The 22,127-nt window shown below is 38.6% G+C and carries 14 protein-coding genes; 13 read left to right on the top strand and 1 reads right to left on the bottom strand.

The features are described 5' to 3' along the window. The first annotated feature begins 1 nt into the window (after position 1). From bcsA to I6F54_RS09605, 10 genes are all read left to right on the top strand, one after another. Positions 2-2,671: a UDP-forming cellulose synthase catalytic subunit gene (bcsA, locus tag I6F54_RS09560; protein WP_197141094.1), complete on the top strand. Its 2,670-nt coding sequence runs from the start codon at positions 2-4 to the stop codon at positions 2,669-2,671. Continuing rightward, positions 2,664-4,910 (top strand): cellulose biosynthesis cyclic di-GMP-binding regulatory protein BcsB, encoded by a 2,247-nt coding sequence (bcsB, locus tag I6F54_RS09565; RefSeq protein WP_197141098.1) that lies wholly within the window; start codon positions 2,664-2,666, stop codon positions 4,908-4,910. Before bcsA ends, bcsB begins: the two co-directional genes overlap by 8 nt. Further along, a complete protein-coding gene (gene bcsZ, locus I6F54_RS09570) occupies positions 4,910-6,040 on the top strand; it encodes a cellulose synthase complex periplasmic endoglucanase BcsZ (protein ID WP_197141107.1) in 1,131 nt (376 codons plus the stop codon). Before bcsB ends, bcsZ begins: the two co-directional genes overlap by 1 nt. Beyond that, the gene (locus I6F54_RS09575; RefSeq protein WP_197119120.1) at positions 6,031-9,849 is read left to right on the top strand and encodes a cellulose synthase subunit BcsC-related outer membrane protein; all 3,819 of its coding nucleotides are present in this window, start codon (positions 6,031-6,033) and stop codon (positions 9,847-9,849) included. Before bcsZ ends, I6F54_RS09575 begins: the two co-directional genes overlap by 10 nt. A 246-nt stretch (positions 9,850-10,095) precedes the next feature. Further along, on the top strand, positions 10,096-11,589 hold the full coding sequence (locus tag I6F54_RS09580; protein ID WP_024593567.1) for a peptide MFS transporter: 1,494 nt from the start codon (positions 10,096-10,098) through the stop codon (positions 11,587-11,589). A 145-nt stretch (positions 11,590-11,734) separates the two neighbouring features. Beyond that, entirely contained in the window at positions 11,735-14,479 is a 2,745-nt protein-coding gene (locus tag I6F54_RS09585) for a metallophosphoesterase (protein ID WP_197141109.1), read from the top strand. 304 nt (positions 14,480-14,783) lie between these two features. Next, the gene (gene hppD / locus I6F54_RS09590) at positions 14,784-15,830 is read left to right on the top strand and encodes a 4-hydroxyphenylpyruvate dioxygenase (RefSeq protein ID WP_024589439.1); all 1,047 of its coding nucleotides are present in this window, start codon (positions 14,784-14,786) and stop codon (positions 15,828-15,830) included. Between the two features lie 136 nt (positions 15,831-15,966). After that, complete coding sequence (gene fahA / locus I6F54_RS09595; RefSeq protein ID WP_197119118.1) at positions 15,967-17,280, top strand: fumarylacetoacetase; 1,314 nt, start codon at positions 15,967-15,969, stop codon at positions 17,278-17,280. Between the two features lie 143 nt (positions 17,281-17,423). Next, positions 17,424-18,587 carry a M23 family metallopeptidase gene (locus I6F54_RS09600; protein ID WP_197141112.1) on the top strand — a complete coding sequence of 388 codons (1,164 nt, stop codon included), beginning with the start codon at positions 17,424-17,426 and terminating at the stop codon, positions 18,585-18,587. After that, positions 18,577-19,059, top strand: coding sequence for a bactofilin family protein (locus I6F54_RS09605; protein ID WP_197141114.1), 483 nt, complete (start codon positions 18,577-18,579; stop codon positions 19,057-19,059). Before I6F54_RS09600 ends, I6F54_RS09605 begins: the two co-directional genes overlap by 11 nt. Before the next feature lie 21 nt (positions 19,060-19,080). Here I6F54_RS09605 and I6F54_RS09610 read toward each other — a convergent pair whose 3' ends face one another. Then, complete coding sequence (locus tag I6F54_RS09610; RefSeq protein ID WP_007581322.1) at positions 19,081-19,554, bottom strand: hotdog fold domain-containing protein; 474 nt, start codon at positions 19,552-19,554, stop codon at positions 19,081-19,083. Positions 19,555-19,737: 183 nt separating this feature from the next. Between I6F54_RS09610 and I6F54_RS09615 the strand changes: the two genes are divergently transcribed. The 3 genes from I6F54_RS09615 to I6F54_RS09625 all read left to right on the top strand — a co-directional run bounded on the left by I6F54_RS09615 (position 19,738) and on the right by I6F54_RS09625 (position 22,110). Further along, positions 19,738-20,937 carry a multidrug effflux MFS transporter gene (locus tag I6F54_RS09615; RefSeq protein ID WP_165729038.1) on the top strand — a complete coding sequence of 400 codons (1,200 nt, stop codon included), beginning with the start codon at positions 19,738-19,740 and terminating at the stop codon, positions 20,935-20,937. Continuing rightward, positions 20,934-21,578 (top strand): LysE family translocator, encoded by a 645-nt coding sequence (locus I6F54_RS09620; RefSeq protein WP_197141117.1) that lies wholly within the window; start codon positions 20,934-20,936, stop codon positions 21,576-21,578. Before I6F54_RS09615 ends, I6F54_RS09620 begins: the two co-directional genes overlap by 4 nt. 67 nt (positions 21,579-21,645) lie before the next feature. Next, entirely contained in the window at positions 21,646-22,110 is a 465-nt protein-coding gene (locus I6F54_RS09625) for a methylglyoxal synthase (RefSeq protein WP_002958191.1), read from the top strand. Positions 22,111-22,127 lie beyond the last annotated feature (17 nt).

Genomic DNA, 22,127 nt, shown 5'->3' on the forward strand with positions numbered 1-22,127 from the left:
AATGAGTATTACATTATTTTATCAGCGCCCTATCCACTGTACTTTATACTTGCTGCTGAGCATTTTATTTACTGATAAGTTAGTTCGGTACATATTATTTAAGTTTCACAGCTACTTTAATCAACATAAAGTAAATGTAATTGAAGCTTTCTTAATGCCTTTTATTACACTTTTAAGCTCGCTATTTATAAACATTAAACAGCATAAAATCAGCTTTGAGTTTACCCTTTATGACTACTACCCTCATTTAAGGTTGCCTTATCGAACCTATATTTACTCAAATATATTACGCTTTGTTATCCAAAGTATTTTTTTAGTATTTTTTAAAAACCAGCTTAAACCGAGTTCTGTAAAAGAAGATGCGGTTAATTATTTTTATGATGGCGTTAGTTACCTTTTAAGGCAATTACGTTGGTTTGATTTAAAGTTAGGTAAACTATTAAAGCGCCTACTATCAAAAAACAAAAAAGGTCCTAAAAAGAGTGCTTTTAAAGCGATGGCTGATGCACGTGTATGGCAAAATAAATTAGTTAAATACGTCATCCTCGCGTTTATTTTATTTTTATTAGCAATATTCATTACAATTCCTTTTAGCTTGGAAGCTCAAGCCGTTTTTATAAGTTTTATTTTATTAGTTGCGTATGCACTTAAGCGAGTAAAAGGCCAAATGGCAACCATTGTCATGATCACCTTGTCAGTAACTACGTCTTCTCGTTATTTATGGTGGCGTTACACTGAAACTTTAAACTGGGATGACCCGCTTGCACTTGCGCTAGGTGGGGGCTTATTGCTTGCTGAAACGTATGCCTGGCTTGTGCTTATTTTAGGTTTTTTTCAAACAATTAATCCACTTGAACGAAAACCAGTTCCTTTGCCTAAAGACACTGACTTGTGGCCAACAGTTGATGTATATATTCCAACTTATAACGAGCCGTTAAGCGTTGTAAGGCCCACTACGCTCGCGGCTTTAAGTATCGATTGGCCAGCCGATAAACTAAATGTTTACATATTAGATGATGGTAAGCGCTCAGAGTTTAAAGATTTTGCAGCCGAAATTGGAGTGGGTTATTTAGCTCGTGCGGATAACAATCATGCTAAAGCCGGTAATATGAATAGCGCTATGCGCTATACCGATGGCGAATATATCGCAATTTTTGACTGTGACCACGTTCCTGCTCGCTCATTTTTACAAATGACAATGGGGCAGTTTTTAAAAGACAGTAAAGTGTGTTTAGTGCAAACACCGCATCACTTTTTCTCAGCCGATCCATTTGAGCGAAACCTTAATAATCACAGCCAAATTCCTAACGAAAACATGCTGTTTTATGGACTTATTCAAGACGGTAACGACATGTGGGATGCAACCTTCTTTTGTGGTTCTTGCGCCGTATTAAAACGAGCAGCACTTGATGATATTGGCGGCTTTGCGTTTGAAACAGTAACTGAGGATGCTCACACGGCTCTTCGTATGCAACGCGCTGGTTATAAAACAGCTTATATAAACATTCCACAAGCCGCAGGCCTTGCCACCGACAGCTTATCAGCGCATATAGGTCAACGTATCCGCTGGGCGCGTGGTATGGCGCAAATATTTAGGCTTGATAATCCGTTAATGGGTAAAGGTTTAAGTATTCCTCAACGATTATGTTATATAAATGCAATGCTGCATTTCCTATCGGGTATTCCTCGTATTGTATTTTTAACCGCTCCTCTAGCGTTGATATATTTTAATGCCTACATAATTTATGCCCCTTTTATCGCTATTTTTATCTATGTGGTGCCAACGTTAATTCAGATAAAAGCGACTAACTCACGCATTCAAGGTAAATACCGTTACTCCTTCTGGGGTGAAGTGTATGAGTCAGTACTTGCTTGGTACATATTAAAACCAACTACCGTTGCTTTATTTAATCCTAATAAAGGTAAATTTAACGTAACCGAAAAAGGCGGTTTAAATGATGAAGAGCATTACGACTGGGGGATTTCTAAACCGTATTTAATTCTCTTACTTATTAATTTACTAGGCATAATAGTCGGTATATTACGTCTGTTTTTAGGTGACTCAAGCCAGATTGGCGTACTGATAATAAGTATGGGTTGGGCTTTTTATAATATTATTATTTTAGGCGCTGCGGTTGCGGTTGCTGCCGAAGCACGCCAAGTTAGGCACTCGCATCGTATCAAAGCAAACTTCCCTGCCGGCGTTCGTTTAGCAAATGGTCATACTTTAAAAGTAAAAATAACGGATTATTCAGATAACGGTGTAGGTATAGAGACTGAACACGCACATTTATGCCGCGTTAACGATAAAATTGAATTATTAATGAGTCGCGGTAACAAGCAATTTTCGTTTACAACTTATGTATGTAATACCCGTAAAAAACAAATTGGCCTTACACTTAAAGATTTATCGCTAGAAAAACAAAGAGCTTTTATACAATGTACTTTTTCAAGAGCAGATGCATGGCTAGATTGGCAAAATAACTTTAGACATGACCGTCCATCGTATAGCTTTAAAGAAGTGCAAAAAACAAGTTTACGGGGCTTTAGTAATTTACTATTTCATGCTCCAAGAGCGTTACAACCAATAATTAAGTTTATGACTAATACCGTCATTTACATAAATTCATTTACTCCAAAAAAACCGATAGTGCATAATAATTATGATTAAAAAGTTACTTAATACATTTCTAACATTGTTGCTTATTAGTAGCGCATATCAAGTACTCGCTATCGAGCCTATGCACGACAAAACTATGTTTGTAAATGGCTACCCTGAGAGCGCTCAGATATCTAGTTTGCGCCTTAGCTTTGAAAAGTTAGGATTCAACGACTATAAACTCGACGGCGTGAATAATAATTCTCGAGTCGATTTCACAAATAGAATTGATAAATTAAGCACTAATCTAAAGCTTAACTTTTCGTACACCAACTCACCTTCATTGCTGGCTAATGTATCGCATTTAAAAGTTTATTTTAACGATAACTTAGTTACTGTTTTACCTATTAATGAGCAATTAAGTATTGTAAAAAATACGGTAAGTCATAGCCTAGACCTAAATGCTAAATACATTCAAGACTACAACCAAATTCGCTTTGAACTAGTTGGCTACTACGACTTACGATGCCAAGATTACTTTAGCCGCTCAATTTGGACTGAAATAAACAAATCAAGCCATATCACGCTTGATCAAAAACAGTTAGCAATTGATAGCCGCCTTGAATATTTACCAGAACCATTTTTTGATGCTAAAGATTACAACAAATTAAACTTACCTTTTGTATTTGCAAGCACACCTAATACACAAGCAATAGAAGCTGCAGCCACTTTATCTAGTTGGTTTGGCGCACAAGCTGACTGGCGTGGCGCTAACTTTCCAGTAGTTTTAAATAAAGCACCAGAGCAGCACAGTGTGGTGTTTATTACTAATGACTCAAAACCTGATTTTTTAAAAGATTATCCAGATGTTGAAAAGCCAACCGTCGAGCTAATTTCAAGCCCTATTCACAGATACAATAAAATGCTGTTAATTTTGGGGCGTGACGAAAAAGACTTAAAAACAGCGGTCACTGGTCTTGTATTTGGTCATAAAATTATGACTGGCCGAAGTGCAAGCATCGAGGCTATTAACAAACTCCCACTGCGTAAAGCTTATGATGCGCCGAGATGGCTAAGAAACGATCGTCCCGTGCACTTTGACGAGCTTATTGACTACCCAACTCAGTTACAAGCTGAGGGTCTTAACAACGGCCCTATAAAATTAAATGTTCGTTTTGCACCTGATTTATTTACTTGGCGTGAAAAAGGTATTCCTATTACTTTGCAATACCGTAATACGCCAGAGAGCGAAACATTAAATTCACGTTTAAACATGCTAATAAACCAAGAATTTATAAGTGGTTTTTTACTTGATAAAAAAGACACATCGTTAACTACCGCTAAAACGTTGCTTCCTTTAATTGCTAATACAGACACAACGCAAAGCGCTGAAGACTTTTCATTAGACGGTATTAATCTTGCCAGCCGAAATGAGTTAAATTTTGACTTTAGATTTGCAGTACTTAAAAAAGGCGAATGTGCCATTGCTCCACCTGGTGGCGAATACGGAGTAATTGATGGAAACTCTAACATTGATGTAAGTGGATTTGACCATTATATGGCTTTGCCTGATTTAAATGTATTTGCAAACAGCGGATTCCCATTTACTAAATATGCAGATTTACAACAAACTTTAGTATTAATAGATGAAGTGCCATCACCTAAAGCACTTTCTGTACTGCTTAACTTAACAGGTCACTTTGGTGCAATTACTGGTTATCCAGCCCACAGAATAAGCGTTGCTCATTTAAATGAAGATGCCAACTTAGATGATAAAGACATTTTAGTTATCGCAAAACCTAACAGCATTACCAATAACTTAGATGAAGACGCACAAACTAATATTTTGCTTGATAACAATCAGCGCGCTATAAAACAAGCCATATACAACGGTGCTTACGATGAGCAGACAACAGATAAAGTCCAAGTAAGTATAAAAAGTAGCGGTGATATGGCCGTTATTACAGGGTTTCAATCACCGTTTGATTCAGAACGCTCAATTGTATCGCTTAGTGCAACATCACAAAAAGCCTTTACTCTACTAGATGATGCGTTAATGAGTTCAGAAGCTCTTGCGCAAATTAAAGGCAGTGCGGCGGTCATAAATTCTCAAGGCATTAAAACAATAAAAACTGATGAGCAATATTTTGTTGGTCACATTCCTGTGCATACCCTAATTTGGTTCCATTTATCGGATCACCCATTTGTATTAGCACTATTGTCTATTTTAACACTATTGCTGATCTCATTTATTATATGGCGATTACTGCAAGCATTAACACACAAGCGCTTAGCTGAAGGAGATAAGTAATGAAGTCACTCATTAATGTATTTTTTACCGTGATTGCATTATTCACCTTTAATGTCAGTGCACAAGTAGAGCAGTGTCAGCCATGGGATGCGTGGAAAACGTTTAAAAATAATTTTATAAGTCAAGATGGCCGCGTAATTGATTTAGGTAGCGAGCAAAATATCACAACCTCTGAAGGCCAATCTTATGCCTTATTTTTTGCTGTTGTAGCAAACGATAAAGCAATGTTTGACCTAGTCCTGGATTGGACGCAAGAACATTTATCTGAGGGTGATTTAAGCACTCGTTTACCGGCATGGCAATGGGGTGTTAATAATCAAAATGTTGGCGGGATTTTAGATTCAAATCCAGCGTCTGATTCTGACCTATGGATAGCGTACAGCTTATCGCAAGCTGCTATTCTTTGGGATGACCGCCGCTACAGCATATTAGCCGCCGTACTTGCACAGCGAATCATGCGTGAAGAAACTACCTATATTTCGGGTCTAGGTTTATCATTGCTACCCGCTCCTACCGGTTTTGAATTTGATAATGAACGTTTTAAATTAAACCCGAGTTACTCACCGTTATTTATTTATCAGCAGTTTAAAAAGCTTTATCCACACTCGCCTTGGCATCAATTGCACGAAGGGTCAGCAAAGTTAATTTTAGATACAGCAAAGCAAGGTGTTAGCCCTGACTGGGTAATGTATGATGCAAATAACGGTTTTTACTACGATAAAAAAACGAGCGACTTGGGCAGTTACAACGCTATTAGAGTATATTTATGGGCAAGCATGATGGCAGACAACGCACCTTATAAAAAAGAGCTATTAGCGCAATTTAATCCTTTTATAGAAACAATTAATAAACGTGGTTACGTGCCTTTAAATACCTTTGCTAAGTCAGGAAAATCTGAAAAAAGAGGCCCGCTAGGCTTTAACTCAGCTCTATTACCTTTACTAGCGACTAATAACGATAACTCTACAGTAATGGCAATTCAGCAAAAACTAATGATTGATAAATCATTTACCCAAACTCGTTACTACGACAGCGTACTTAACTTGTTTGGTGCAAGTGCTTTAAATAAACGTTTTTCAATTACAGCAGATGGGACGCTACAACCGGTATGGAGCACTGAATGCCGTTAAGGTTTGCCCTAGCTTGCACATTAGCGCTTAGTTCTGGATTAAGCGCTAACACAGTCAACGATATTGATACACAATCTGTTGATTGGTTACTAAGCCAAATAGGTATTGGTGAAGCACAGCAAAATAATAAACTAGTTGAAGATAGCTTACGAAAGTTAGTTGCTATTGCTCCTGCCCGCATAGAAACACAGTGTGCGGTAGCACGTTATGATTTTGCTAATGGCGAATCGGCGAAAGCCAACCAGTTATTAAGTAAAATAGATAATGGGCTTACCAAGCAGGCTCCGTGCGTTGAAAAGCTAAAAGTACTTTCTCGTACTGAAGGCAAAGACAAATCTTCAATTCAACAAGCTAGATTACTCGCTCGTGCCGGTCGTTATGAACAAGCTCGCGAAATCTATAATCAAATTTTTAAAAACGTCTACCCTACATTAGATTACGAGCTTGAGCATTTAAGCTGGTACGGACAAGACAGCGACCAATGGGAAAGTGTTAAGAAAGGCTACGATAAATTAGCTCAAAACTATCCAAGTATTGCGCAGGTAGAAGTCGCTTATGCACGCCACCTACTTAGGCGTAATCTTACAGATAAAAAAGCGATTAATATTTTAAGTAAATATGGCGCGGGCCCTACTTTTATAAATGAAGTTGAATACATTTGGCTTAGCGCTTTGTCAGAAATGCCTTTAACGAATGATACAGTTAAGCAGTATCAGCGCTATTTCACGCTTTATCCATTTAGTAGCAAAGGCGAATTACAATACCAAGATTTTCTAAAAGATTATAAAAAACGCCAAACACTGCTTGCCGACCCTGCTTATCAACAGTGGGTAAGAGGCGATAGATTACTTGAGAAAAATAAACTTGCCTCCGCAGAACCTCTACTTTTAAAAGCTTTAAGAGGCCGCCCGCAAGACGGCGCTATAATGCGAAGCCTTGGCACACTCTATTTACGCCTTGGTGAAAACCAAAAGTCGTATCAATATTTTACTCTTGCACAAAAGTACACAACTGAGTTCGCTGAACGTGAAACACTACAAGAATTAGCAAAAACAGCTAAGCTTTGGCTTTATATACGCGAAGCTAAAAATGCTATTAATAATAAAGAATTTAAAACGGCTAAGCTTAAGCTTGATTTAGCAGCCACCTTAGAACAAGAAACTAATACAGTAATATATAACAAAGGTTTATTACAATTTGCTCAAGGGCAATATTCACAAGCAGCTCTTACTTATCAAATTGTTTTAAAAAGTGTTCCACTTAATAACACCGCTTTAATTGGCCTGCTTGAAATAGCTGAATTAGAGCAAAATGAACAAGCCTTAACCTCTTTTTATAACAGCTTATCGTTTAATCAAAAGAAACTAATTAAAGAATCTTATTCTGTCTCTTTAAGCAGTCAGTACCGCGCAAAGGCAAATACGTTTGCACAGTCAGGCGATTTAGAGCAAGCCGAAAAAGTATTAAAAGACGCTATTGAAATAGCGCCAGAACAGCCTTGGTTATACTACGATTTAGCCTTTATATACCAACAAAAGGGGCTGACAGAAGAGGCCCGCGCTTTATTTAATAATGTGCTGTGGCAATTCCCGTTGAACCCTCAGATTCGTTACAGCCACGCGCTTTTTTTACGCTCCCTTGATGACTATCAAGGTGCTATTAAAACCTTGCAGTACATTCCATTTAAATCCAGAGATAAAGATATTATTGCGCTTGAACAACAGCTGCAACTTAATGAGTCTTTAACACAAAGTGAGCGCCACCTTGACGCTAAAGATAAAGCCACTGCGATTTATCATTTAAGTAACTTAGAAGCACAGAGCTTAACACCTGCTATGCAGGCTGAGTTATCACGAAGCTGGTATAGAATCGACGAAAAAAAGCACGCTATAAAACTTATAAACAAAGCACTGAAAGCTGAGCCTTCGCTTTCTGCTTATTGGCATACACTTTATGGTGAATGGCTTTTAGATCAGGGCGATGAGAGTAAAACGAAGCAATGGTTTGAAAAGTACGTTCTACCAGAGAGCGCCACTGAAAACGAAACAACTCAATATGTACAGCTACAAAATAGCTATATTACTCAGTATTACAATGGTAGTGATTTAATTGCTAAGCTTAACCAGCTGGATCAAAAATATAAAAATACTCCTGCAACAACTACAGCCCTTATTAATGCAAACTTAGTACTTGAACAGCGCGAAGCGGCTGTTATTTTGTATCAACAAAAAGTACAAAATAAACAAACCATAGAGCCTCAAGCACTACTCGCTATTGCTAATACATATCTAGAACTTGGGGACGACTTTCAAGCAAAAGAAGTAACGCAAAAAGCGATAACGCAAACCACGTCGCAAGAAGGTTATTTACAACGCCAAATCATGTCATCTCTTAATGAGTTTAATTACTCAGGGGATGCACTTTACTTAGCTAAGCAACTTGTTGAAAAGTCACCCAACGATCAAGAACTACGTTATTTAGGCGCTCAAGTAGCCAGCAAATTCAACGAAACCGAACAAGCACAATCTTGGTACGCGCAAACCCTATTTCCTAATCGTACATTAAATGAAAAAGAGCTTTACGGAGCGCTTTCAAAAATAGATGAAAACGATGAATGGTATGTAAACGGTGCTAAAAGAGAGCTAATAAACGAGCAAAACAAAAACCAAGCCTACATTGCTATTGGTGTTAACTTTAGTGGGCAAACAAGCACCGAAAGCGAAGCAACACTGGGTGCGGGCTTAGTCCCGATTGAAGCTTACTTTCCGCTTTGGCAAGGCCAAGGGTTTATTAAAGTAGACCCGACTACTATTAGCGCACAAACAACGCGCTTTGATGAGCAATTTGCTGGCAGCCGCTATGGACAAGGCGCACTGTGTATTTTTACCTGTTCAATCGATGAAGTGACACCACAGGAAAGTGGTGTAGATGTAGGTATTGGTTGGCAAAACGAAAACTGGCGTGTAGATGTAGGTACAACTCCACTTGGCTTTTTAATTGAAGACATTGTATGGGGTGTAAATTACGCAGACAGTTTTGCCGACTTTGGATACAGCCTAGAACTTGAAAAACGCCCAGTTACAAGCTCGGTACTTTCTTATGCAGGTCTTAAAGATGTAAAAACAGGTGAAGTTTGGGGTGGTGTACGCTCTACAGGCCTAACGGCTAACGTATCACACGACTTAGGCGGAAAATGGGGTTTTTGGTCAAGCGCCGACTTTACCCTATATAAAGGCCAAAATGTAAAAGACAACCAACGCTATCGAATGATGGGCGGTACTTATTACCGTGTAATTAGCAATCAAGAGCGTGAATTCACCGCAGGCGCTAGCTTATTACATTGGGCATACAAGTATAATTTAAGTGAAGAAACATGGGGCCATGGTGGTTATTACAGCCCACAAAACTATGTAGGTTTATCTGTGCCACTCACTTATGACGCGCGTTGGGGCGATGATTTTGTTTATCGATTAAAAACCGGTGTTTCGTACTCGCAAACAAAAACTCAATCTATTGATTTCTTCCCTAATGATGGCGATTTGCAAATAGCTGCATATGATAGAGAGTCAATAACAGGTGTTGATCCTGTATTTGAAGGTGAAACAAGTTCTGGTGTTTCATATAATCTTGAAGGTAGTTTTGAGTATAGAATAACGCCGAATTGGTTCTTTGGTGGTTACTTAGCCATCGATCGTTCTGACTTTTACGAACCAAATTTTGGTCAGCTTTATATACGTTACTACTTTAATCCTGTGTACGGAACACTTGAGTTTCCAGGCACCCCTATTGTTCCTTATGCTGAGTTTTAACTTGGCATAAGGTGATACACCGCGAACACTTCCCCTAGCACTAAGGTATATGTATACTTGAGCGCAATTGTAACTAGGATAAGGGTGTGTCTCTTACCTTGTGGTGTTACTGCCATATAGCAAATCATTATCTTAGCTACAAATAATATACTGATGGTCGAGCATTTTAGTGATTACAAATTCTAAAATAGCTAAAGCAAAAAATTATAAGGCCATCATAACAATACTTAAAGTTAGGAAGTAAATATGAGTTCAGCTCCAGATAGTGGCTGGTTTGGCCACCCTAAAGGACTTTCGACATTGTTCTTCACTGAAATGTGGGAACGAATGAGTTATTACGGTATGCGAGCTATGCTCGTATTATTCATGACAGCAAGCTTACAAGAAGAAGGTTTAGCCTTTACTGTTGCCTCAGCTGCTGCAATTTATGGTTTATACACAGGTGCGGTATACTTTTTAGGTTTACCAGGTGGCTGGCTAGCAGATAGATTGTTTGGTGGTCAAAAAGCAGTATGGTATGGCGGTATAATCATTATGATTGGCCATATTATTTTGGCTATTCCACATGATTATTCTTTCTTCATTGGCTTAATATTTGTAGCGACAGGTACTGGTTTGCTAAAACCAAATATCAGCGCAATGGTCGGCCAACTATACAGTGATGCTGATGAGCGTCGTGATGGCGGTTACGCTATTTACTACATGGGTATTAACTTAGGTTCTTTAATTGGTTACTACGTTTGTGGTTACTTTATGGAAAACGTAGGTTGGCACTGGGCGTTTGGTGCAGCAGCTGTTGGTATGGCTATTGGTTTGGTGCAATATAAGCGCTCACTTAATAACTTACCAGAGCATAGCGCTTTACCAGCAAATCCATTAGGTCCTAAAGGCACTTCTCGCGCATGGGTTGGTATTGCTGCGTTTGTAATTGCAGCGGCTGCAGTTACTACGGCTGCAATGACCGGCGCAATTGTAATCAATCCAACAGTGGTTGCAGGGTACGTAGCTGTTGTATTTACTATTATCTTTTTTGTTTATTTTGGTGTTATTTACTTTACAGGTAAATTAACCGATGCCGAAAAACAAAGAATGTGGGCACTATTTTTAGTCTGTATTGCATCTGCATGTTTTTGGTCTGGCTTTGAACAAGCAGGTTCGTCATTAAACTTATTTGCTCGCGATTATACTGACCGCCTTATTGGTACTTTTGAAATCCCTACAACGTGGTTTCAATCATTAAACTCACTGTTTATTATTGCTTTATCGCCATTTTTTGCAGCGCTTTGGATTAACTTATCTAAAAGCTTAGTATCACCTAGCTATAGCGTTAAGTGTGCAATTGGTTTAATTATCATGGCATCAGGCTTTTTAGTTATGTTTATGGCGGCTCATTACGCAGCTGAAGGCTTAAAAGTAGCGCCTTACTGGCTTGTTACTACGTACTTTTTACATACTGTGGGTGAGCTTTGTTTAAGCCCTGTAGCATTAAGTGCTGTAAGTAAGTTATCGCCTAAACGTTACACTGGTCAAATGATGGGTGTATTTGTATTAACTTACTCAATCGGTAATATTATTGCAGGTTTACTTGCTGGTAATTTCGATCCGAACAATGTTTCTGAAATTCCTAACTTATACTTACAAATTGCATTATTTAGCATTGGTGTTGGTGTTGTTTTAGTACTAATGACCTTTAAAGCTAAAGTATGGGAAAAACAAGGGTTAGAAGAGAAAGTCTCTTAATTGTTGTTTATTTTTAATATAACAACATAACCGATACATTCCTCCATAGCGTCTATGGGGGAATTTTTTATTCAACTTTGCCCTGCCCCCGTTAACTGATATTATATCCTGATTGATTATTGAATAGACTCAGGGACAGCAGTATATGCATTCATTAAGATTATTACGTGCCACTCTAATAGTATTTCTCCTTATTTTTTTATCTGCCTGTGGTGGCGGTGATGAAGTCACAGTAAATCCAAATGATCCTGTAGAACCCGAACCTAGCGGTTTAATTATTACCAATGCTAATGGCTTACAAACGTCATTAGATGAAGGTAACTTTGCTATCAATGCACCTGGGCAAATAGTGGCTAGCGATACTGAAATAACCTACGAAAAATTAGTTCTTGATGAGACTAATCAAGCAAAAAATATCATTTCAGATATACATACGCTTACCCCAGATACACTTCAACTTTCTAGCCCAATGACTGTCACTATAAAAATACCTGACGACTATGTATTAGGCGGCCAATTAACTATTGCTCGTTTAAGCGGAGACTCTTGGTCAAGCATTACTAATTCAACGGTATCGCAAGGCTTTGTTAGTGCACAAGTAAACCAACTAGGTAGCTATGCAATAGAAATGCAACGTACTGTCGCGTTTTCTGATGTTGGCCCTACATGTGATGCTAATGCAACAGAGCAATCTATACGATTTGTTCACGTTGCCGACATGCATTCTCGCTTTGGGTATCAAGAACAATATTTTAGTCGCATTAAAGCTTATTATAAAAAAGCGCTAAGCGAATCACCGCATACATTATTCACCGATGGTGGCGATGACTACGAAAAAGGAACTGTAGCAGAGCAAATATCACAAGGGTTAGCCTCTGATGAAACCGTAAAGCTAATGGCTTTTGATTTACGTGTTTTAGGGAACCATGACTATGCGTGGGGTCCTGAAAAGCTACTTGAATTTTCACAAGACGATAATGCCATTGTACTTGCCAGTAATACCCGCTTTGAGGGAGAAAACAGTCAGAATTTTGGTGGTGTCGACTTTGCTAAGGTACAGGTTGGCTGCATAACATTGGGTGTGTTTGGGATGACGTCGGTACCATGGGATGAGCTTGACGAACCAATTGAAGATGACCCTATTCCTGACTTTATAAAACAATTTAAAATGAGTTGGAAATGGCAACAAATCGCACAAAGTATTGTAAGCCAATACCGCGATGACGTTGATTACATGATTATGCTAAGCCACTTGGGCAAAGGAACTGATGTTGAGATAGCAACCAATGTACCCGGTATAGATTTAGTACTTGGCGGGCATACTCATGGTGGTGAGGATTTTATAGAGCTTGATAATAACGCTTTAATCATTCAACCAGATTTTTATGCACGCGGTGTCACCGATTTAAATTTAGTATTTAATACTGCCAATAAAGCACTAAGTCGCTACGACTATCAACATGTAGATACACGAACATCTATAGAGCCCGACGAAGAAACCAAGCTAGCTATCGATGAAATAATGGGACGTTACGCACCCGATGCAGATACAGAAATTGCTATTTCAGAAAACTATCCAAGTGACTTTGAAGTTGCGGGTATTACTGCACTTGCAACTAAACATTCAAGCTCAATTAATGCAGCACTGCTTAACCCTGAGCTTGTGCAAAAAAGATGGACGCCAGGTACAGTTACACAAGAAGATTTTCACAAAGCATTTTATGTTGAAAGACAGCCTTCTAACACACCTGGCTTTAATTCACTGTATCAAGTAACTGTTACGGGCACTGATTTAAATACAATGATTGCCAGTCAGCCCGATTGGTTTGTGCTCAAACCAGAAGAAATTCAAGTAACGACAAATTATAATGTCGCTTTATTTAAAGGTGCGGCACTTAATCCAGATTTATTTTTTAGCAGTGTTACTTTTAATGATGTAAAACCAATTGCCGAAGCATGGTGGCTACTTGATCAATACGCGCGCTTTAGAACAACGCAATGTCTTCACCTTGATACAGACACACAACTTAATGCTTGCCAAGATGTTGCAAATATAACAATTTGGAACTTTGACGATCCAACAAACCCACTGGCCCCAGACTTTGGTCCATCGGTTTTAAACTACTTTGATCCAGAAAATGACGGTTGGGGCCCAGAAGATACCCGTTATGAGACAACCACTGCTCTTGATATTGCGGATTTAACTGATGGTCCTTCTGGTGTAATGGCTTTTACTGATCACTCACCTACAGAGGGTTTTAAAATTGAATTAAACACACCAGCAAATGGTGACTTTGCAAGTGACGGTATGGTATCTGACTACACTCTAATAATGGATTTATATTGGCCATCAAAAGATAGCGATTCTTATCGTGCAATAATCCAAACTGAAACAGTAGATTATTTAGAAGATGATGCAGATATATTTATTGATCCCAGTGGCGGTTATGGTGAAGCGACATTGAAAAGTGGATATTTTGGTGATACTAAACCAGAAACATGGCATCGTGTAGCGTTTGTGTTTTACACAGCGCCAAAAAATGGCGTGTTTGAAGTATATATTGATGGTGAGTTAGCGGGTGTAAAAGAGTTTGGAGAAATAGACCAACGTTGGGCTCTCAACAAAGCAGTGCTCTTATTTACTGATAATGGCTACGAAACAGTCCCTGGTTATTTAAATGCATTACTCTATGCTGGCCGTGCTATGACCCGTGGCGAAATTAAAAGTATGGGCGCTGCACAACAAAAATTAACCTTTGAACAACCAATGCGTGTGTTAAATCAAACGATTGAACGTCACTACAAAGCAGCTCCAGCAATAAAAACTAATTTATGGATAGAGCAGCGAAACAAGTTCTTTGGTAACGGCTCTCAAAGTGTAAACAATTAAATACAAACAGGCTTTGGCTTGTTCATTATAAAAGGAGGTTTAATGCAGGTTAAACCTCCTTTTTATTATTTAAAAACAACAGATTAATAATAAAAACTCACCATTCAATCCTATGGTATATTTCTTCATTTCACTTAACTGTATTACAAACGCGTAACTTTATAATAACCGTCCTATAAAATTTACACATACACTACACACTAAATAGTGCCCCCCTCTTCCCCAAATCAAGAATCTGGTTGATTATCTACTGCAATATGACAACAACACATAATCGCAGTGCTTAATTGCGGGAGTAATAATAATGAGTGAAGTAAATAACTATTTAGGTTTAGTCGGTATTGAATTTACCGAGTACGCAACACCTGATGCTGATTATATGGATAAAGTATTTACTGATTTTGGCTTCTCTAAGCTTAAAAAATTCAAAGGTAAAGACATTGTTTATTACAACCAAAACGATATTCACTTTTTACTGAATAACGAGCGTGAAGGTTTTTCTGCAGAATTTGCTAAAAGCCATGGCCCTGCTATTTGTTCAATGGGTTGGCGTGTTGAGAATGCGCAAAAAGCATTTGAAACTGCAGTAGAGCGTGGTGCAAAACCAGCCACTGATTCAACACATAAAAACATGCCTTACCCGGCAATTTATGGCATTGGCGACAGCCTAATTTACTTTATTGAAAATTTTGGCGACAAAGGCACTATTTACGAAAGTGATTTTGAAGATTTAGAAACGCAAAATGTTGTAGAAGATAAAGGCTTTATCCGAATCGATCATTTAACCAATAACGTTTATAAAGGCACCATGGAAAAATGGGCTAACTTTTATAAAGACGTATTTGGTTTTACAGAAGTACGCTACTTTGACATTAAAGGTCAGAAAACAGCGCTTATTTCGTATGCACTTAAATCCCCTTGTGGCACCTTCTCTATTCCAATAAATGAAGGTAAAGGAAACGATAATAACCAAATTGACGAATACCTTGGCGAATACAACGGTCCTGGTGTTCAGCATTTAGCGTTTTTAACAGATGATTTAGTAAGCTCTCTTGATAAGCTTGATAAATCAACAATCGCTACTTTGGATATTATTCCAGAGTACTACGATACTATTTTTGACCGCGTACCTTGGGTTGCAGAAGACAAAGAAAAAATTCGTCAGCATCAGATACTCGTAGATAGCCAAAGTGAAAATTGTTACTTATTACAAATTTTCTCTAAAAACTTATTCGGTCCAATCTTTATAGAAATGATCCAACGTGTTGATGATGGTGGCTTTGGTGAAGGTAACTTCCAAGCATTATTTGAATCAATCGAACGCGACCAAGAGCGTCGCGGCGTTTTATAAAATATTTGAGTAAATTAAAAGCAGCGAACTTCGCTGCTTTTTGTCGTTTTAATATTTAAAAAGTATTGCGCCAAGTACAAGTATGATTAAATAAACTATACCTTGTCGCCATACAGTAAAATCCAAAGGAAATGTAATGAGCCTAATTAACGAAACCCATGATATTAATTTAACCAGCTGGGTAGAGTCAGCTAATGTTGATAATTGTGACTTCCCTATTCAAAACTTACCGTTTGCAGAGTTTCGTCGTAAAGGGTCTGATGAGGCCTTTCGTGGTGGTGTTGCAATTGGCGACCAAGTAATTGATTTAGCAAAACTGAGCAAATTAAACGTTTTAAAAGGTGACGCAAAAACAGCCGCTGATGCAGCAAGTGAAGCAACCCTAAATACATTTATGGGTTTAGGGGAGCAGTATTGGTCAGCACTTCGTTTAGCGCTTTCAAAAGCACTACGAGCAGGCTCTGAGCACCAACAAGCACTTAGCAATACACTTGTTGCACAATCTGATATAGAGTTTTCACTACCTTGTCGCATCGGTGATTACACCGATTTTTACACCTCTATTTACCATGCAACCGCCGTGGGCAGTTTATTTCGCCCTGATAACCCATTACTACCTAACTATAAATGGGTACCTATTGGTTATCATGGTCGCTCTTCTTCAATTGACGTATCGGGTCAAACATTTCATCGCCCTAAAGGTCAAACTAAAGCGCCAGATGCAGAAGTACCGTCATTTGGTCCGTGCAAGCGCCTTGATTACGAGCTAGAAGTAGGTATTTACTTAGGTAAAGGTAATGCACTGGGCGATGCTATTGCGATTGAAAATGCAGAAAACCACGTATTTGGCTTTTGTGTATTTAACGATTGGTCAGCACGCGATTTACAAGCATGGGAATACCAACCGCTTGGTCCATTTTTAGCTAAAAACTTTGCCTCAACTGTATCACCTTGGATTGTAACAACCGAAGCGTTAGCACCTTATAGAACAAGCTGGACACGTGATGAAAACGATCCACAGCCTATGGACTACTTAGAATCAAAAGCGAATCGCGACCAAGGTGCTTTTGATATTCAAATGGATGTTAAAATTCAAACGCAAAAAATGCGCAGCGAAGGCCACAACCCTACACGTGTATCAACATCTAGCTTTAAGCACTCTTACTGGACTGTGGCACAAATGGTTACTCACCACACAGTAAATGGCTGTAACTTTATGCCAGGTGACATGTTAGGCTCAGGCACTCAGTCTGGTCCAACGCACGAAGAAGCAGGCTCTTTACTTGAGCTTTCTCGTGGCGGCAAAGAAAAAATCACGTTAAGCAATGGCGAACAACGTAGCTTTTTAGAAGATGGCGATAACGTTATTATGCGTGGCTGGTGTGAAAAAGAAGGCTATGTACGTATAGGTTTTGGCTCAGTAGAGAGCACAGTACTGCCTACAAAATAATACATTTCTATAAATTAAACATAAAAGGGTCGCTTGTTAAAAGCAGCCCTTTTTTATTAATTTTTGAACGGTTACAATTTTTTTCTAGCTTTTTTAACTCAAATTGCTATCTTAATTCGGTTAATAGCCAGTGTTTATATGCCATGTCAGTATTTATAAAGTCTTTTTATCATAAATTTTTCCCAGCCCGACAGCTACTTATTCGTCAAAATGGCGAAGTTAAGCACGTTGTTTTAGCACCTTGGTTTCAACTTCTTGTAGCATTGCTTATTTTAGTCACTTTCACTTGGCTGAGTATTTCTAGCTTTCGTGTTTACACACAAACAAATAAAATTTCTGACATAGAACAAAGTCAAATAAACGAGCAAACACTTTGGCAACAAAAAGTCAGTGAACAGCAAGCTCTTCAAGCAACGCAGCTAGAACAACTTGCGATACTTGAGCAAAAGCAGGCACTACTGCAAAGCATGATAGAATCCCTTCCCGCTTCAATTAGCAAAGATGTCATTAAGCTTGATACAGAACTTGACGTACCAATCAATGAAAATGGCAATGAGTTTCATGAGCCATTAGTCGATGAAAATCAAAAAGGTAAACAAGCGCAGTTAATCGCTCCAATTACATTCGCAACAAGAGTGGCCAACTTAAATAATCATTATGAGCAAAGCTTTACCTATTTAGATAACCAAATTAGTGAACGTCACCAAGCCATTTTAGCTATGGTCAAAGGCGCAGGAATTGAATCAGCGCTTGAGCAACATTTAATATTAAGCGCCCAAACAACCGCACAAGGTGGACCACTTGATACTTTTAACGAAACAAAAATACCAAGTCACTTTTTAGCCATCGTTGATAAGTTATTAATATTAAATAATTTAGAAAACTTTTTAACTGAGCTACCAAATACCCTACCTTTAGCTAAAGCTAAATATTATATTTCGAGCAACTTCGGCCTCCGAAAAGATCCAATGAATAGCAATCATGCCTTTCATAAAGGAATTGATTTAGCTGGTTGGCATAAAACCGAAATATTTGCCCCAGCAGACGCTGTAGTGCTTCGTGCAGGTCGTAATGGTGGTTATGGTAACTTTATCGAGCTTGAACATAAAAATGGCTTAGTGACACGGTTTGGACACTTAAATAAAATTAAAGTGAAAAAAGGTCAGCTGATCACTAAACACGACATAATTGGTTTAATGGGCAGCACAGGCAGAAGCACAGGCACTCATTTACACTACGAAGTATTACTTAACGGTAAACAAGTCAACCCTCTAAAAATAACAAAGGCGCTTTCTCGTGTTTGGTAGAAAAAAACAAAAAACAGTGAGCTCTAATCTAAAAAGAGTAAATCACACACCGTCTATTATTTCACAAGACGTACGCCTTACCGGCACTTTAGTTAGCCAAGGCGAAGTGCAGCTTGATGGCCAAATTGATGGCGACATAAAAGTACAACATTTAGTTATTGGATCAACGGGTGTTGTTGAAGGTATTGTTGAAGCTAAAAGCGTCATTGTTAAAGGCAAAGTTATTGGCTCAATTAATGCCAGTGAAGTAAAAGTACAAAGTGGCGCTCATGTTCATGGCGATGTGTTTCACGATACATTGAGTATTGATGCAGGTGCAGTAATTGAAGGCAGTTTAAAGCAACGCTTTGAAAAAGAAGAGCCTGAACTAATTTCGAAAGAGCTTAAACCCGCAAAAGAAGTTAAAGCATTGTTGAAGGAAGATGGCAGCGACTTATCGTTTGTAAATAAACAAGCCGCTGATAAAAACTAAGTAGAATCAGCTTAACGTAAGCTACCTTTTTTCAGTAATATACATTGTAATATCTGCAGTGAAAACAAGCTCATTGCGGGTATTATACAGTTTAACCGGTACTACTAAGTCTTCTTTATCAATCCACTTATGCGGTAAATCAATTTCAGCGACTGCTCTTACATCTGTATCTACTTTAGCCAAATACCTAACTGTCATGCCTTTTGGGATCCAACGATGCGTTTTAACTGGCACTGTTGCATCAACCATTACACCTGCACACAATTCAGCTAAGTTACACTGCGCAATAGCATGAATAGTTCCAATATGATTATGAACGCTGCGACGATTTTTAACCAACGCACTACAATGCCCTTCTCGAAGGTCGAGCACGTAAGGTTTCATTGAACCAAAATATGGCGCTTTAAAGCAAACAGCTTTAGTAAAAAGCCAATTCCCAAAAGGTAGGCGCTTAAATTTATGCCATGTTTGTACAAGTGCAGATTTATTACTCATTATTATTTTCCATCAACAGTTACTTTTTTCAAATTAACACGTCAGACCAGTTTTAAAAAGTGCATTTACACTGCCTTTTTAGCTTAATCCAATCAAAAAATAAAAATGACAACCTATGCAGGGGTCATAAGCCCTTTCTTTTTTACGAGTGCCCACCTAAAATACTCGGCAAAAGGAGACTCAATGCAAACACAGCCCGCTAAACCTAATATGACTTTGTTACTTATCCTAGCGTTACTCGTTATATTTTGCCCTATGGCAATCGATATTTACTTACCCGCTTTTCCTACTATTGCAGAACAATTTGCAGTTACAGAACAACAAGTTCAGCAAACCGTTGCTATTTTTATGCTAACAGTAGGTTTAGGCCAATTAATTGCGGGGCCTTTGGCCGATAGGTTTGGCCGAAAGCCAGTGGCTATAGTGGGTATAAGTTTATATGCAGGCTCAGCATTACTTGCCTATTACTCGCCTTCTTTTGAAGTATTGATGATTGCACGTGCCCTTCAAGGTTTTGGAGCCTGTGCCACATTTGTTGTCGCATTTGCGATAGTACGTGACAAATATGGCAGTGAACGAAGTGGACAAATGATCACTTACCTTAACGGAATTGTGTGCTTTATTCCGGCAATGGCACCTATTTTAGGAGCTTGGCTTACCGTACAATTTGGCTGGCGTATGAACTTTATGTTTTTAACCGCGTTTGCCATTGTAGGGCTTGTTGTTACGCTATTCTTTTTTAGAGAAACTCGTCCTGCTGATAGCCATTATCAGGGGCATATTTTAGATTTACGTCGCTTTACACCTATTATAAAAACACCGGTATTTTTGTTTAATAGCCTAATTTGCATGGTCTCAATGTCGGCAATATTAGTTTATGTGACGCTAGCTCCAGGCTGGCTTATTACGCATTTAGGCGGCACTGTAGCCGACTTTACTTTTTGGTTTACGTTAAATGCCGTAATAAGTATTGTCGCTAGTTTTATTTTACCAACGTACATTAAACGAAATAGCCAACGTGCTTTGCGTGTCGGTGTGAGTGTACTGGTTTTTTCAGGCGTTTTAATGCTAGCCCTTAGCAGTATAGAAACGGCATTTGCGCTTATGTTACCTATCTTAATTGCAGCATTAGGCTTTGCTCTAAGTTTAGGCTCAGCTGCAGGTATGGCTCTGTCGAGCTTTCCTAAACAAGCAGGCACAGCCTCGGCATTACTTGGTGCTATGCAAATGAGTGGCGCGAGTATACTCGTTGTTTTAACCCAATATTTAGGGTTAAGTACACCGTGGTTAATTGCTTTTCACTTATTATTGCTAGTTCCGCTTTGGCTTATTTTAATGAGCAAAAAAGCTCATACTTTACACCCAACTAAAAGCGCTCAATGATCAATCCTGATTTTTTAGTCTCGTTTTTATTAGCCAGCTTTTTAATGGCTGTAGCACCTGGGCCATCAAATGCATTTTTGATGGCACAAACATTTGCTAATGGTCGAAGCGCCGGTATGCAAAGTGCTTTTGGTTTTGCATTAGGTGGGGTTATTCATACTCTATTTGCTGTTGTAGGCCTAAGCGCAGTCCTAAAAGCTTCCCCAAGTGCCTATGCCGCAGTGCAATATGCAGGCGCAGCATACTTATGTTATTTGGGGTTTATGATGATTAAAGGCACGCTAAAGCAGCCAGAGCCTATATCTGAAGGCAAGCAAACCAATAAACCGCATATAAGTACCAGTAAAAAAAGTAATGTCATGTTTCAAGCCATGATGACTGAAGTGCTAAACCCTAAAGTGGCGCTGTTTTTTATTGCATTTATTCCGCAATTTGTAGATCCAACGCTTTCATCTGCTACTTTTCAACTCGCTTTTTTTGGCTTGCTTTACCCTATTTTTGCTTTTCCGATTGACTGCACGTATATTTATTTTGGCGACAAAATTGCACAGTTTTTTAGACGTAACCCAAATAGCCAACTTTGGATTGATAGGATCACCGGCATTGTATTTATAGCCCTTGCTATCAATCTATTATTTTAACTAACCTGCACTTTGGTTAAGAGATTTATTACCCAGAGTTTAAGCTAACTAATAAAAAAGAATCAGCATGGAACAAAAAACACAATCTCTTCCCGCACAAAAAAATATTGCTTTAGTTGCCCACGACGGTAAAAAAGCAGCATTAAAATTATGGTGTGAAAAGCACAAAGAAATACTAAGTAAGCACACTTTATATGGCACAGGTACTACCGGGCATTTAATTCAAAAAACCACGGGACTTGATGTAGTTCAGCTTTTAAGTGGTCCTATGGGCGGCGATCAACAACTTGGCGCTAAAATAGCTGAACATGAGATACATGTTTTGATATTTTTTTGGGACCCATTAGCATCACAGCCTCATGACCCTGATGTTAAAGCACTGCTGCGTTTAGCCGCTGTTTGGAATATTCCGGTGGCGTGTAATGAGGTAAGTGCAGATATGTTATTAAGCTCACCGCTTATGGATGTAGAGCTTGAACGTACATTGCCAGATTACGAAAAATACCTCGCAACCCGACAAATAGATCTTTAAACCTCAATTGTAATCTA

Origin of the sequence: Pseudoalteromonas sp. SWXJZ10B (assembly GCF_015864475.1) — a bacterium.
Lineage (GTDB): Bacteria > Pseudomonadota > Gammaproteobacteria > Enterobacterales > Alteromonadaceae > Pseudoalteromonas > Pseudoalteromonas arctica.

Excerpts from the sequence above, each read along its gene's own strand:
- bcsA (WP_197141094.1), top strand. The coding sequence starts at position 2 with ATGAGTATTACATTATTTTATCAGCGCCCTATCCACTGTACTTTATAC.
- bcsB (WP_197141098.1), top strand. The coding sequence starts at position 2,664 with ATGATTAAAAAGTTACTTAATACATTTCTAACATTGTTGCTTATTAGT.
- bcsZ (WP_197141107.1), top strand. The coding sequence starts at position 4,910 with ATGAAGTCACTCATTAATGTATTTTTTACCGTGATTGCATTATTCACC.
- I6F54_RS09575 (WP_197119120.1), top strand. The coding sequence starts at position 6,031 with ATGCCGTTAAGGTTTGCCCTAGCTTGCACATTAGCGCTTAGTTCTGGA.
- I6F54_RS09580 (WP_024593567.1), top strand. The coding sequence starts at position 10,096 with ATGAGTTCAGCTCCAGATAGTGGCTGGTTTGGCCACCCTAAAGGACTT.
- I6F54_RS09585 (WP_197141109.1), top strand. The coding sequence starts at position 11,735 with ATGCATTCATTAAGATTATTACGTGCCACTCTAATAGTATTTCTCCTT.
- hppD (WP_024589439.1), top strand. The coding sequence starts at position 14,784 with ATGAGTGAAGTAAATAACTATTTAGGTTTAGTCGGTATTGAATTTACC.
- fahA (WP_197119118.1), top strand. The coding sequence starts at position 15,967 with ATGAGCCTAATTAACGAAACCCATGATATTAATTTAACCAGCTGGGTA.
- I6F54_RS09600 (WP_197141112.1), top strand. The coding sequence starts at position 17,424 with ATGTCAGTATTTATAAAGTCTTTTTATCATAAATTTTTCCCAGCCCGA.
- I6F54_RS09610 (WP_007581322.1), bottom strand. The coding sequence starts at position 19,554 with ATGAGTAATAAATCTGCACTTGTACAAACATGGCATAAATTTAAGCGC.
- I6F54_RS09615 (WP_165729038.1), top strand. The coding sequence starts at position 19,738 with ATGCAAACACAGCCCGCTAAACCTAATATGACTTTGTTACTTATCCTA.
- I6F54_RS09620 (WP_197141117.1), top strand. The coding sequence starts at position 20,934 with ATGATCAATCCTGATTTTTTAGTCTCGTTTTTATTAGCCAGCTTTTTA.
- I6F54_RS09625 (WP_002958191.1), top strand. The coding sequence starts at position 21,646 with ATGGAACAAAAAACACAATCTCTTCCCGCACAAAAAAATATTGCTTTA.